This is a genomic window from Mesorhizobium sp. M0051 (genome assembly GCF_040323235.1).
GTDB lineage: Bacteria > Pseudomonadota > Alphaproteobacteria > Rhizobiales > Rhizobiaceae > Mesorhizobium.
The window spans coordinates 1-12190 of the sequence record NZ_JAMYUT010000002.1; the positions used below are offsets into that span (position 1 = coordinate 1).

Genomic DNA, 12190 nt, shown 5'->3' on the forward strand with positions numbered 1-12190 from the left:
TTTTTTTTTTTTTTTTTTTTTTTTTTTTTTTTTTTTTTTTTTTTTTTTTTTTTTTTTTTTTTTTTTTTGCTGTGTCTGTGTCTCGCTTCCCTCCCCCCCCCCCCACGCCGAAACCCTGGCGACGGCCTTGCCCTCGCCATGGACCTATATCGCGACGGCGCAAGCCTATGACGATGAGATGCGCGAGCGCATCGCGCTGCACCGCTCACGCCGCGGCGAAGGCTGGACGACCATCGACGCACCGCTCGATCTTGCCGGCGCGCTCGCGGCCTTGCCCGACAACCAGCCGGTGCTTGTCGACTGCCTGACATTGTGGCTGACCAATCATATGCTGGCCGAACATGATCTCGAGCTGGAATGCCGGCGACTGGCGGAGGTGCTGTCGCGGCCGCGCGGGCCCTGGTTCGTGGTGTCCAATGAAGTCGGGCAAGGCATCGTGCCTGACAACGCACTGGCGCGCCGGTTTCGCGATGCCGCCGGCCGGCTTAACCAGCAGATCGCTGCCGTCGCCGACACAGTGCTGCTGATGGTGGCGGGACTCCCGCTGAAGGTGAAATGACATGACCGACGTCGACAATAAGGACGAAGAACGCCACCGCGCCAAGATGGCCAAGCGCAAGGCGGTGCAGGATGCCGAGGTGGCGAGCAAGACGGTCGAGAAGGGGCTGCTGATCGTCAACACCGGGCCGGGCAAGGGTAAGACGACGGCCGCCTTCGGTCTCGCGCTGCGGATGCTCGGCTACGGCAAGCGCGTCGGCGTCGTCCAGTTCATCAAGGGCAAATGGCATACCGGCGAGAAAGACGCCTTCGCCGCCTTCGGCGACCGCGTCATCTGGCACGCGATGGGCGAGGGCTTCACCTGGGAAACGCAGGATCTGAAGCGTGACATCGCCGCGGCCGAAGCGGCGTGGGCCAAGGTGCTCGAGCTGATGGCCGATCCGTCGATCAGCCTGCTGGTGCTCGACGAGTTGAACATCGCGCTGCGCTACGACTATCTCGATCTCGACAAGGTGGTTGCGGCGCTGAAAGCCCGGCGCGAGGGCCTGCACGTCGTCGTCACCGGCCGCAATGCCAAGCCGGCGCTGATCGAGGCTGCTGACCTCGTCACCGAGATGGGCGTGACCAAGCACCATTTTTCCGCGGGCGTGAAGGCACAGCAGGGGATTGAGTTCTGAGCATTTCCTACCCTCTCCCTTGTGGGGAGGGTCGATTCGCGAAGTGGAGCGGGGTGGGGGTCTTCGGCGCCGCACCCCCACCCCGGCGCTACGCGCCGACCCTCCCACAAGGGGGAGGGTGAAATAGGTCACGCCACAATGACGATGATCGAAATCAGCCCGAACAGCGCAATCAGCAGATAGTCGGCGACGCGATAGAGTTTCAGCGCCTGCCTTATATCGGTGCTGTCGGCTTCGCGGCGGCCGCCTCCGCCCATGAAGACGTCGTCGACCAGGACGCCGCCGTAGCTGCGCGGCCCGGCGAGTGCCAGGCCGAGCGCGCCAGCCATCGCCGCTTCCGGCCAGCCGGCATTCGGCGAGCGGTGCTTCTTCGCGTCGCGCCACACCGCGTGCCAGGCATTGCGCGGGTCGGCGTCCCTGACCAGGAAAGCCGCCAGCACGATCAGCAGCGCCGTCAGCCGTGACGCCGGCAAATTGATCCAATCGTCGAAGCGTGCCGCCGCCCAGCCGAACGCCTCATGGCGCGGGGTACGGTGACCGATCATCGAATCGGCGGTATTGGCGGCCTTGTAGGCGGCGCCGCCGGCGAGGCCGCCGATTCCGGTCCAGAAGGCGGGAGCGACGATGCCATCGGAAAAATTCTCGGCCAGGCTCTCGATCGCCGCGCGGCTGATACCGGCCCTGTCCAGCGTCTCGGGATCGCGGCCAACGATGCGCGAGACGGCCACGCGGCCCAGAGCGAGGCCGCCAGTGTCGAGCGCGTCCGCCACCGCCTCGACATGTTCGTAAAGGCTTTTCTGCGACAGGAGCGAGGTTGCCAGAAGGGCCGTGATGATGAGTCCCATGGGAACGAACCAGAGCAGGATCTGCATGCCGAGGCCGATCAGCGCCGGCACGAGCACGATGACCAGCAGCGCCTGGACACCGCGCTTGCGACGCAGTGCGTCGGGATCAGCAGCGTGGTTGAGCCTGCGGTCGAGAAAGGATATCAGCCTGCCGAACCATGTCACGGGATGGCCGATGGCGCGAAACAGCCAGTCGGGATAGCCGAGGGCGAATTCGACGGCCAATGACAGGAAAGCGATCAGAACTGACATGAAGCTTCTTGAAGGAGCGGTGGACCATGGTGGAAGTCTTGGCCGGGCGAGGGCGCTGTTCCCTCACGCTTCGCGGCCTTTCGTCGACCTCTCGACCGGTATCAATCCGCACTCCTACCCGCTTTTCGACCTGCCCGCCACCTCGCTGTCGCGATTGCCGGAGGCCGCGCGCACGCGTGACCTGTTAGAGATCGCGGCCAGCACCTACGGCGCGCCGTCGCCAGCCAACCTCGCGGCGGCACCGGGCACGCAGATCCTATTGCCGCGCGTTGCATCGCTGATCGCGCCCGGCAAGGCTTTGGTGCTGGGGCCGACCTATGCCGAACATGCCCGCGCTGCGGCGATCGCCGGACACCGAGTGTTGGAGGTCAACGATTTCGAAGCGCTGGCAGACGCCGACCTTGCCATTGTCGTCAATCCGAACAATCCGGATGGACGCATCGTCGAGCGGGACCGTTTGCTGGCGCTGGCCGCCCGACTGCGCGCCAAGGGCGGGCTGCTGGTCGTCGACGAGGCGTTCATGGATGTCGGCCCGCGTGAACATAGCCTTGCCGGCGATGTCGAGAGTGGCGGCATCGTCGTCCTGCGCTCGTTCGGCAAGTTCTTCGGTCTTGCCGGGCTGCGGCTCGGGTTCGCACTGTGCGATGTAGCGACGGTCGAACGGCTGGAAACGCAATTCGGGCCATGGGCTGTCGCCGGCCCGGCGCTTGAATACGGCATCCGCGCGCTTGCCGACATTGACTGGCAGGACGCGATGCGGGCATCCCTTGCGGAAGCATCGGCGCGGCTCGATACGCTGTTCGGCCGCTTCGGCATTCTCGTCGCGGGCGGCACGACCTTGTTTCGCTATCTCCGCCTGGCCGATGCCGATGGCCTGTTTGCAGCCCTTGGCGAGCGCGGCATCCTGCTTCGGCATTTTGCCGACCGGCCACATGTCCTGCGCGCCGGCCTGCCGGGGAGCGAGGAGGAATGGCAGCGGCTTGAATCCGCTCTTGCCGAATGGACGGCGCGGCGCGAGGATCGATCAAAGGGTTCGAAGCAATGATCTATGTCTGCTCGTTGGCAAAGATCGAGGAAACGGTGGCAAGGACCGGTGCCGAGCGCATGCTGTCGCTGCTTGCCGCTGGAACGGAGGTGGTACGTCCCGCCTCGATAGCGAGTGAAAACCATCTGCACCTGGTCATGCATGACATTGCGGTGGCGCAGGACGGCATGACCATGCCGGGCGAGGATCATGTCCGCAACCTGCTCGATTTCGCGCGCCGCTGGGACCGGGCAAGGCCGATGGTCGTGCATTGCTATGCCGGCATCAGCCGCTCGACCGCCTCGGCCTATATCATCGCTGCAGCACTGGCGCCGAAACGCGACGAGGCCGAACTGGCTCAAACGCTGCGAGCGCTGTCACCATCGGCGACACCCAATCCGCGACTGATTGCGGTGGCCGACACGCTGCTCGATCGCAACGGCCGCATGGTCGAGGCGATCGAAGCGATCGGGCGCGGTGCCGACGCTTTCGAAGGCACGCCTTTCGCGCTCAAGATTGACGGCTAGCTATTTCAGCCAGTCGACGAGTTTCGCCTTGCGCACATCCCGCAGCAGGCTGATGAAACCATCGGCCTGATATTCTGCCGTCAGCCGGCCTTTTTCCGATGTGGCGATGCTGGCGTCGCCGACCACGCCATTCGGGTTGAGATCGCTAGCGATCCAGGCAAAGGCGTGGGTGCCGGTGTGGCGCAGCAGCGAGAATTCCTTTTCGGCCTTGGCGACGTTGGAAACGAAATTGTCGGCCTTGCCCATGTCGACAAGGTCCGGCCGGAAATGCAGCATCAGCGAGGTCTCGACATCGCCGCCATGGATGCCGTGACGGTCCTCGAGCTCGGTGTACATGCCGGCCGGGCGGCCAAAACGCTGCCAGCTGGTCTTCACCGCCAGCATTTTTTCGCGCACGCGCAATTCGCGCGTGACGATGCCCATGATCTCCTCGTTGCCACCGTGCGAATTGACGACGACCAGTTTTCGCACGCCGGCGCGCGCGATCGACAGGCCTAGCTCGGTCCAAGCTTCGATCAGCGTGGTTGCCGGCAAGGTGAGGGTGCCCGGCGCGTGCAGATGCTCGTTCGACTTGCCCACTGCCTGGACCGGCAGGATTCGGATGTCGAGATCATCAGGCAGGCGCGAGATGACCGTGTCCAGCATGCCATTCATGATCGAGGTGTCGGTCGAAACAGGCAGGTGCGGTCCATGCTGCTCGATCGCAGCCACCGGCAGCACGGCGACCGTCGCCTCCGGATCGATCGAGGCGTATTCGGTGGTCCGGTAATCGCCCCACCACACGCGCTTCTTCGCAACCGTCATGTCATGCCTCTTCGATCAACCAGCCAGACCTAGCGCGGGAAGGACGGCCTGTCGATCACCCAGCCGCGATCGCCTCGACCTCGACCTTGAATTCGGGCCGCGCAAATCCGGAGACGATCATCAGCGTCGATGCCGGAGCGGGGCTGGAGAACAGGCGGTCGCGGACATCCATGTAAGGCCGCAGATGCGCGCGGTCGGTAACATAGGCGTTGATGCGCACGATATCCCCGAGGGCCAGCCCGGCCTCGCCGAGCACCGCGGCGATGTTGCGGAAACAGAGCTCGGCTTGTGCCCCCGCGTCTTCCGGGATCTCGTCGTCCGCCGTAATGGCAACCTGGCCCGAGCACAGTACCAGCCGCTTGCCGGCCGGCACTTCGACGCCATGGCTGTAGCGGGCAAAGGGCGGCTTGATCGACTTCGGGGTGAGGAATTTGAACATGGCAATCTCCTGGATGCCGCCAGCCTAAGGCCTGACCCGTCACGCATTCAAGATGGCGGTGCATGTTGCTGGTGCGATTGTGGACAGGCGTTCAAAAAATAGGCACGATGCCTCTCGTGCAGCACGACCTTGTCCGGCTTTCGCAGATGGCTGTGGTGCAAGCGGGCGGTCCCGGCGCAAGGCGCTGGTGGCATATGTCTTGCTTCTTGATTCTTTGGTGTCGAGCCTGGCGCGTGGCGCGCCGGAGCAAACAGAGGGTGGTGTCGATGTACGGAAAACAGAAGATTTCGGCGGCGGTGGTGGCGCTGCTTGCAGCCGGCACGCTGAGTGCCGCTGCGAATGAGAAAGTCACCTTCGGCACCAACTGGTTGGCCGAGCCGGAACATGGCGGATATTATCAATCCGTGGCCGATGGCACCTACGCTGCCTGCGGCCTCGATGTCACCATCATGCAGGGCGGCCCGCAGGTCAGCGGTCGGCCGATGCTGCTTGCCGGCAAGATCGATTTCTACATGGGCGGCAATCTCCTGTCGGCTTTCGATGCCGTCCAGCAAGGCATTCCGATGCGCGTGGTGGCGGCGGACTTCCAGAAGGATCCGCAGGTCATCATGTCCCACCCCGGCGAAGGGCTCGACAAGTGGGAAGACCTGAAGAACGCCGACCAATACATATTGGGCGACGAGGGCGTGCAGACCTTCTTCCAATGGATGGTCATCGAACTCGGTTTCGACGCCTCCAAGCGCGCGCCCTACACCTACAACACCGCTCCTTTCCTCGCCGACAAGAAGTCGATCCAGCAGGGCTACGTCACCTCCGAGCCGTTCGCGGTAAAGAAGGAAGGCGGCTTCGTGCCGAACCAGTTCCTGCTGGCCGACTATGGCTGGGACACCTACGCGACGACGATCGAGGTGATGCAGGACACGATCGACAAGAAGCCGGAGGTGGTCCAGTGCTTCGTCGATGGCTCGGCCAAGGGCTGGTACAAATATCTCTACGGCGACAACAAGGCCGCCAACGACATGATCAAGAAAGACAACCCCGACATGAACGACGAGCAGATCGCGTTCTCGATCGATCAGATGAAGAAGTTCGGCCTGGCCGATTCCGGCGACACGGAAAAGCTCGGAATCGGCGCAATGACCGATGCGCGGGTCCAGAGCTTCTACGACAAGATGGTCAAGGCCAAGGTCACGCCAGCCGGCATCGACGTCAAGAAGGCCTACACGCTGACCTTCGTCAACAAGGGCGTCGGGCTCGAGCTGAAGAAGTAGGCCGTCCCGGCATGATGCAGGAAAAAGTGGCGCCAGCGCCGTCTGCGTCGGGCACGTCCTCGACGCTTCTGGCGCTGCGTGGCGTCGGCAAGGTTTTTTCCAACGGTGTGACGGCGCTGAGCGATGTCGACCTGACGATCCGGGAAGGCGATTTCCTCAGCCTGCTCGGACCATCGGGTTGCGGCAAGTCGACGGCGCTGCGGCTGATCGCCGGCCTGTCGACGCCGACCTCCGGCGTGCTCGACTGGCGCGGCGGCGGCTCGCTTGACCGCTCGAACATCGGCTTCGTCTTCCAGGAGCCGACGCTTTTGCCCTGGGCAAATGTCTTCGACAATGTCTGGCTGCCGCTTCGGCTGAAAGGCATTTCGCGCGCCAAGGCGACACCGGCGATAACGGAAATGCTGGCGCGGGTGCATCTGACCGGTTTCGAAGACGCGGTGCCGCGCGAACTGTCCGGCGGCATGAAGATGCGCGTCTCGATTGCGCGGGCCATGGTGACCAAGCCACGTGTGCTTTTGATGGACGAGCCGTTCGCGGCACTCGACGAGATCACCCGCTTCAAGCTCAACAATGATCTGCTGGAGCTGTGGCAAGACGAACGCTTCACCGTCGTGTTCGTCACCCACAGCGTCTTCGAAAGCGTCTTTCTCTCCAACCGCGTCGTCATCATGGCGGCACGGCCGGGCAGGGTGTTCGACGAACTCGCGATCGAGGCCACCTATCCTCGCGACGAGGCGTTTCGCACCTCGCCCGACTATGCGGCACTGTGCCGCCAGGCCTCCGATGTGCTGGTCAAGGCCATCAACGCAACAGCAGGCACACACCATGACGGCCATTGACGAGAGGGTGCTCGAACTCGACCCCGAGGAAGCACGCCGGGTGCGCCAGGAACGCTTCGAGCGGATCGGCCGCTGGGTGCTGCCGCTGGCGATCATGATCCTGGCGATCTGGCTGTGGGACCGCATCTGCGTGTGGAACGAGATTCCGCAGTACATCCTGCCGCGCCCCGGTGTGGTTCTGTGGACGCTCTACAACGATGCCGGCCTGCTGTTTTCCTCCCTGCTGGTCACTTTGCGCATCACCTTCCTCAGCCTGGCTCTGGCCGTCATCGGCGGGGTCGGGTTAGCGGTGCTGTTCGCGCAATCGAAATGGGTCGAGATGTCGTTCTTCCCCTTCGCGATCGTGCTGCAGGTGACGCCGATCGTGGCGATCTTTCCGTTGATCAACATCTATGTGAATGACCAGACGACCAAGCTTCTGCTGTGCGCCTGGATCGTCGCCTTCTTTCCGATACTGTCCAACACCACGCTTGGCCTCAACTCCGTCGACCGCAATCTGCGCGACATGTTCAAGCTCAATGGTGCGACGCGCTGGCAGCAGTTGCGCTATCTCAGGCTGCCGGCGGCGATGCCTTATTTTCTCGGCGGGTTGAAGATCGCCGGCGGCCTGTCGCTGATCGGCGCCGTCGTGGCCGAATTCGTCGCCGGCACCACCGGCCAGTCGTCGGGGCTTGCCTCGCGTATCATCGAGGCTGGCTACCGGCTCAACGCGCCGCGGCTGTTCGCGGCGCTGTTCTTGATCTCGCTCACCGGCATTTTGATCTTCCTCGTGCTGTCGCTGATTTCGCATCTCATCTTGCGGCGCTGGCATGAAAGCGCACTGAAGCAGGAGCGCTAGGATGACTATAATGTTGGCGCGAAATACCCCCCTCTGTCCTGCCGGACATCTCCCCCTCAAGACAGATGGGGGCAGGCCTTGATACCAGCCTCCGGCTCTTATCAGCTCGCTAACGTCCGTGTTCATCAATCACTGACGTCGGGCCTTACTGCAACTTACGACAGTGACGGTTTCGCGCTGGGCGACATTGCCGTCGCCGACGGCAAAGTCGCCAGCATTGCAGCGCATGGCAAATCGAAGGCACGTGCCGATGCCGTCGACCTCGCCGGCCGTATAGTGCTGCCGTGCTTCGTCGACTGCCACACGCATATCGACAAGGGCCATATCTGGCCGCGAATGCCCAATCCCGACGGCACCTTCATGGGTGCGTTGAACGCCACCGGCGCCGACCGTGCCGCGCGCTGGAGCGCAGAGGACGTGGCGCGGCGTATGGATTTTTCGCTGCGTTCAGCCTACGCCCATGGCACAAGGGCGCTGCGCACGCATCTCGATAGCGTCGCACCGCAGGAGGAGATCTCCTGGCCGGTGTTCGAGACGATGCGCGAGGCATGGCACGGCCGCATCGAGTTGCAGGGCGCCTGCCTGCTCGGCATCGAGGGCGTGCGCGACAAGAAGTGGTTCGACAGGCTGGCCAAGCGGGTCGCGGCCGCGAAGGGCGTGCTCGGGGTCGTCACCTATATGGTGCCGGACCTCGAAGAGCTGCTTGACCATGTCTTCGCGCAGGCGATCAAGCATGGCCTCGATCTCGATTTCCATGCCGACGAGACCGGCGATGTTGCCGCCATATCGCTGAAGAAGATCGCGGAAGCCGCCCTTTGGAACGGCTTCGAGAGCAAGATCCTCATCGGCCATTGCTGTTCGCTGGCGCGCCAGCCGGACCTCGATGTGCTGGACACGCTGGACAAGGTGGCGAAGGCGGGGCTGGCCGTCGTGTCGCTGCCGATGTGCAATCTCTATCTGCAGGACCGGCGCGGCAACGGCACCACGCCGCGCTGGCGTGGCGTGACGCTGCTGCATGAGATGAAGGCGAGGGGCATTCCGGTGGCGGTCGCATCCGACAATACGCGCGACCCGTTCTATGCCTATGGCGATCTCGACATGCTGGAGGTCTACCGCATGGCGACGCGCATCCTGCATTTCGATCATCCGGTCGCCGACTGGCCGCAAGCAATCACCGCGACGCCGGCCAAAGTGATGCGGCTCGACGGCTTCGGTACGCTCGCCGCTGGTGGCGATGCCGATTTCATCGTGTTCAAAGGTCGAAGCTGGACGGAATTGCTGTCGCGGCCCGAATCGGATCGCGTTGTCGTGCGCGGCGGCAGGGCGATCGACCGGCAATTGCCCGACTATGCCGAACTCGACGAACTGATGGTGGAATGATGGACGTTTCGGCGCTCAAACGCGATCTCGAAGGCCTGAAGGTCGACGACAATCCGGCCATCGTCCAGCAGAAGAGCCGCGATTTCTATTGGTATAGCCCGGTGCTGAAGCAGCAGCTCGATCATGTCACCGGCGATTTGATCGTGACGCCGAAGACCGAGGCCGAACTGATCCGCGTGCTTGCGGCCTGCCATCGCCATGGCGTGCCGGTGACGCCGCGCGGCAGCGGCACCGGCAATTACGGGCAGGCGATGCCGCTCTCCGGCGGCGTAGTGCTCAACCTTGCCGAGATGAATGAAATCAAGTCGATCGCGCCAGGTCGCGTGGTGACCGGACCGGGAGCCATTCTGGCCGACATCGACAAGGCAACGCGGGCGCATTCCGGCCAGGAGCTTCGGCTGTCGCCGTCCACCTACAACACGGCCTCGATCGGCGGCTTCATCGCCGGCGGTTCGGGTGGCATCGGTTCGATCAATTTCGGCGGCCTGCGCGATTTCGGCAATGTGCTTCGGCTGCGCGTGGTGACGATGGAAGCGGAGCCAAAAGCGCTCGAACTCACCGGCGAGGACCTGCACAAGGTGACCCATGCCTATGGCACCAACGGCATCATCACCGAAGTCGAGATGCCGCTGACCGCTGCTTACGATTGGGTCGATGTCATCGTCGGCTTCGACACTTTCATGGATGCGGCCCGCTACGGCAATGCGCTTGCTTGCCAGGACGGCATCCTGACCAAGCTGATCACACCGATAGCGGCACCCGTGCCGCAGCTCTATTTCAAGCGCCACCAGAAATTCCTTCGGGAAGGGCAGAGCATTTGCGTGGTCATGGTGGCGTGGCATGGGCTGGATGCCTTCCTGGCCTTTACCCGCCGTGCCGGCGGCGAAGTGATCTTCAACGCGGCCACCGTAACGCCGGAGGAGAAAAAGGGCCTGCCGCCAGCCTATGAATTGGCGTGGAATCACACGACGCTGAGGGCGCTGCGCGTCGACCCTTCGATCACCTATCTGCAATCGCTTTATCCCTTTCCCAACCAGTTGGCGCTGGTCGAGAAAATGGACGCGATGTTTCCGGGCGAGGTTTTCTCGCATCTGGAGTTCGTGCGGCTGGACGGCAACATCACCTGCTTCGGCCTGCCGCTGGTCAAGTTCACCACCGAGGCGCGGCTCGACGAGATCGTGCGCCTGCATGAGGAGAATGGCTGCCCGATCTTCAACCCGCACCGCTACACGTTGGAAGAGGGCGGCATGAAGCAGACCGACGCGGTGCAGCTTGCCTTCAAGCGCGAAACCGATCCGCAAGGCCTGCTCAACCCCGGCAAGATGATCGCCTGGGAGAAGCCGGACTACGACTACCGATCGGGCCGGACTTTTTTGTTCAAGGGGCTGCAGAGGACGGGATGAGAGGTTCGCGCTTGAACACCCCCCTCTGTCCTGCCGGACATCTCCCCCGCAAGGGGGGAGATTGGCAGCCTCTCGGTCGCGACCATCCTGCGGCGTTGACAGTTGGCGAAAGCGATGCGGCAGTCCGATCTCCCCCCTTGCGGGGGAGATGCCCGGCAGGGCAGAGGGGGGTGCCTCGCGCTGACCTGCGAGACTTCATCCCATGAACATCCTCGTCCTCTACGCCCATCCGGTCGAGACCAGCTTCAATGCCGGCCTGCATCGGCTGACGCGCCGGGAAAGGCTGGACTATCACAACCAGCGCGGCTCCTCCGATGCGGTGGCTTCCTATGTCGAACGCCTGCTGCGGGCGGATGCGCTGGTGCTTTCCTATCCGGTCTGGAACTACGGCTTTCCGGCGATCCTGAAAGGCTTCTTCGATCGCGTCTTCCTGCCGGGCGTCTCGTTCAAGCTGGTCGACGGCAAGGTGCAGCCGTCGCTGCACAATATCCGTAAGGTCGCAGCGGTGACCACCTATGGCGGCAGCCGGTTCCGCGCCATGCTGATGGGCGATCCGCCCCGCAAATTGATCAAGCGTATGCTGCGCGCCACCGTAAAACCGGGCGCGCCGGTGAGCTATCTCGCTCACTATGCAATGAACCTGTCTACAGACGGCACGCGCAAGGCCTTCGCGGCAAGAGTCGCAGCCAGCATGGACGCCTTCTGATGCGCGCGCTGTTGGTCTACTGCCATCCGGTGCCGGAGAGTTTTTGCGCCGCAATCCGCGATACCGCCGTGGACGTGCTGAAGGCGAGGGGCTGGGAGGTGCGGCTGCTCGACCTCTATGCCGAGAAATTCGACCCGGTGATGACCTGCGACGAGCGGCGCTCCTACAACGACCAGGCGCCGCAGGACCCGGCGCTGAGGCCGCATTTCGAACTGCTCAACTGGGCCGAAGCGATCCTGTTCGTCTATCCGACCTGGTGGTATGGGCTGCCGGCGATGCTGAAGGGCTGGCTCGACCGGGTGTGGGCGACGGATGTCGCCTTCAAGCTGCCTGCTGGCAAGGGACGCATCAAGTCGCTGATGACGCATGTGACCAAGGTCGGCGTCATCACCACCTGCGGCGCGCCGACCTGGTGGAGCGTCGTCGTCGGCCAGCCCGGACGCAAGACCCTTTTGCGCGGCATGCGGGCGCTGTGCGCGACACGTTGCCGGACATTCTTCCTGGCGCACTATCTGATGGATTCCTCGACGCCACGGTCGCGCGCAGCGTTTCTGGCGAAAGTGCGGGCGAAGCTGGAGCGGTTTTGAGTGGCACGCCTTTCCCTTCTCCCCTTGTGGGAGAAGGTGTCGCCGAAGGCGACGGATGAGGGGTGTTCCAGGGAACGCCAACGTCTCACTCCGCTGGAAC

General features: G+C 63.2%; 14 protein-coding genes. 11 read left to right on the top strand and 3 right to left on the bottom strand.

Annotation, left to right across the window (positions count from 1 at the left end):
- The first annotated feature begins 115 nt into the window (after positions 1 to 115).
- Positions 116 to 559, top strand: a complete 444-nt coding sequence (cobU, locus tag NKJ90_RS01865; RefSeq protein ID WP_352485680.1) for a bifunctional adenosylcobinamide kinase/adenosylcobinamide-phosphate guanylyltransferase — start codon at positions 116 to 118, stop codon at positions 557 to 559.
- Position 560: 1 nt separating this feature from the next.
- The gene (gene cobO / locus NKJ90_RS01870) at positions 561 to 1175 is read left to right on the top strand and encodes a cob(I)yrinic acid a,c-diamide adenosyltransferase (protein ID WP_023757166.1); all 615 of its coding nucleotides are present in this window, start codon (positions 561 to 563) and stop codon (positions 1173 to 1175) included.
- Positions 1176 to 1303: 128 nt separating this feature from the next.
- Here the strand turns inward: cobO and cbiB are convergent, their stop codons facing one another.
- Positions 1304 to 2272, bottom strand: a complete 969-nt coding sequence (gene cbiB, locus NKJ90_RS01875) for an adenosylcobinamide-phosphate synthase CbiB (RefSeq protein WP_023757791.1) — start codon at positions 2270 to 2272, stop codon at positions 1304 to 1306.
- Here cbiB and cobD point away from each other — a divergent pair.
- Together cobD and NKJ90_RS01885 are read left to right on the top strand one after the other, a co-directional pair.
- Entirely contained in the window at positions 2271 to 3317 is a 1047-nt protein-coding gene (gene cobD / locus NKJ90_RS01880) for a threonine-phosphate decarboxylase CobD (protein ID WP_023757790.1), read from the top strand. The two genes, cbiB and cobD, sit on opposite strands and share 2 nt — an antisense overlap.
- Positions 3314 to 3823: a tyrosine phosphatase family protein gene (locus NKJ90_RS01885; RefSeq protein ID WP_023757789.1), complete on the top strand. Its 510-nt coding sequence runs from the start codon at positions 3314 to 3316 to the stop codon at positions 3821 to 3823. The genes cobD and NKJ90_RS01885 overlap by 4 nt, the downstream gene beginning before the upstream one ends.
- Here NKJ90_RS01885 and NKJ90_RS01890 read toward each other — a convergent pair whose 3' ends face one another.
- Complete coding sequence (locus NKJ90_RS01890) at positions 3824 to 4627, bottom strand: creatininase family protein (RefSeq protein ID WP_352485587.1); 804 nt, start codon at positions 4625 to 4627, stop codon at positions 3824 to 3826.
- Between the two features lie 55 nt (positions 4628 to 4682).
- Positions 4683 to 5066 (bottom strand): RidA family protein, encoded by a 384-nt coding sequence (locus tag NKJ90_RS01895; protein WP_023757787.1) that lies wholly within the window; start codon positions 5064 to 5066, stop codon positions 4683 to 4685.
- Between the two features lie 266 nt (positions 5067 to 5332).
- Here NKJ90_RS01895 and NKJ90_RS01900 point away from each other — a divergent pair, with 266 nt between their 5' ends.
- The 7 genes from NKJ90_RS01900 (at position 5333) to NKJ90_RS01930 (ending at position 12090) form a co-directional block, all read left to right on the top strand.
- A complete protein-coding gene (locus NKJ90_RS01900; protein WP_023757786.1) occupies positions 5333 to 6337 on the top strand; it encodes an ABC transporter substrate-binding protein in 1005 nt (334 codons plus the stop codon).
- An 11-nt stretch (positions 6338 to 6348) separates the two neighbouring features.
- The gene (locus NKJ90_RS01905; protein WP_023757785.1) at positions 6349 to 7176 is read left to right on the top strand and encodes an ABC transporter ATP-binding protein; all 828 of its coding nucleotides are present in this window, start codon (positions 6349 to 6351) and stop codon (positions 7174 to 7176) included.
- A complete protein-coding gene (locus NKJ90_RS01910; protein WP_023757784.1) occupies positions 7163 to 8014 on the top strand; it encodes an ABC transporter permease in 852 nt (283 codons plus the stop codon). The genes NKJ90_RS01905 and NKJ90_RS01910 overlap by 14 nt, the downstream gene beginning before the upstream one ends.
- A 78-nt stretch (positions 8015 to 8092) precedes the next feature.
- Positions 8093 to 9394 (top strand): cytosine deaminase, encoded by a 1302-nt coding sequence (locus tag NKJ90_RS01915; protein ID WP_023757783.1) that lies wholly within the window; start codon positions 8093 to 8095, stop codon positions 9392 to 9394.
- On the top strand, positions 9394 to 10797 hold the full coding sequence (locus tag NKJ90_RS01920) for an FAD-binding oxidoreductase (RefSeq protein ID WP_031259671.1): 1404 nt from the start codon (positions 9394 to 9396) through the stop codon (positions 10795 to 10797). Before NKJ90_RS01915 ends, NKJ90_RS01920 begins: the two co-directional genes overlap by 1 nt.
- A gap of 202 nt (positions 10798 to 10999) precedes the next feature.
- Positions 11000 to 11503, top strand: coding sequence for an NAD(P)H-dependent oxidoreductase (locus NKJ90_RS01925; RefSeq protein WP_023757781.1), 504 nt, complete (start codon positions 11000 to 11002; stop codon positions 11501 to 11503).
- Complete coding sequence (locus NKJ90_RS01930; RefSeq protein WP_023757780.1) at positions 11503 to 12090, top strand: NAD(P)H-dependent oxidoreductase; 588 nt, start codon at positions 11503 to 11505, stop codon at positions 12088 to 12090. The genes NKJ90_RS01925 and NKJ90_RS01930 overlap by 1 nt, the downstream gene beginning before the upstream one ends.
- The last annotated feature ends 100 nt before the right edge of the window (positions 12091 to 12190 follow it).

Excerpts from the sequence above, each read along its gene's own strand:
- cobO (WP_023757166.1), top strand. The coding sequence starts at position 561 with ATGACCGACGTCGACAATAAGGACGAAGAACGCCACCGCGCCAAGATG.
- cobD (WP_023757790.1), top strand. The coding sequence starts at position 2,271 with ATGAAGCTTCTTGAAGGAGCGGTGGACCATGGTGGAAGTCTTGGCCGG.
- cbiB (WP_023757791.1), bottom strand. The coding sequence starts at position 2,272 with ATGTCAGTTCTGATCGCTTTCCTGTCATTGGCCGTCGAATTCGCCCTC.
- NKJ90_RS01885 (WP_023757789.1), top strand. The coding sequence starts at position 3,314 with ATGATCTATGTCTGCTCGTTGGCAAAGATCGAGGAAACGGTGGCAAGG.
- NKJ90_RS01890 (WP_352485587.1), bottom strand. The coding sequence starts at position 4,627 with ATGACGGTTGCGAAGAAGCGCGTGTGGTGGGGCGATTACCGGACCACC.
- NKJ90_RS01895 (WP_023757787.1), bottom strand. The coding sequence starts at position 5,066 with ATGTTCAAATTCCTCACCCCGAAGTCGATCAAGCCGCCCTTTGCCCGC.
- NKJ90_RS01900 (WP_023757786.1), top strand. The coding sequence starts at position 5,333 with ATGTACGGAAAACAGAAGATTTCGGCGGCGGTGGTGGCGCTGCTTGCA.
- NKJ90_RS01905 (WP_023757785.1), top strand. The coding sequence starts at position 6,349 with ATGATGCAGGAAAAAGTGGCGCCAGCGCCGTCTGCGTCGGGCACGTCC.
- NKJ90_RS01910 (WP_023757784.1), top strand. The coding sequence starts at position 7,163 with ATGACGGCCATTGACGAGAGGGTGCTCGAACTCGACCCCGAGGAAGCA.
- NKJ90_RS01920 (WP_031259671.1), top strand. The coding sequence starts at position 9,394 with ATGGACGTTTCGGCGCTCAAACGCGATCTCGAAGGCCTGAAGGTCGAC.
- NKJ90_RS01925 (WP_023757781.1), top strand. The coding sequence starts at position 11,000 with ATGAACATCCTCGTCCTCTACGCCCATCCGGTCGAGACCAGCTTCAAT.
- NKJ90_RS01930 (WP_023757780.1), top strand. The coding sequence starts at position 11,503 with ATGCGCGCGCTGTTGGTCTACTGCCATCCGGTGCCGGAGAGTTTTTGC.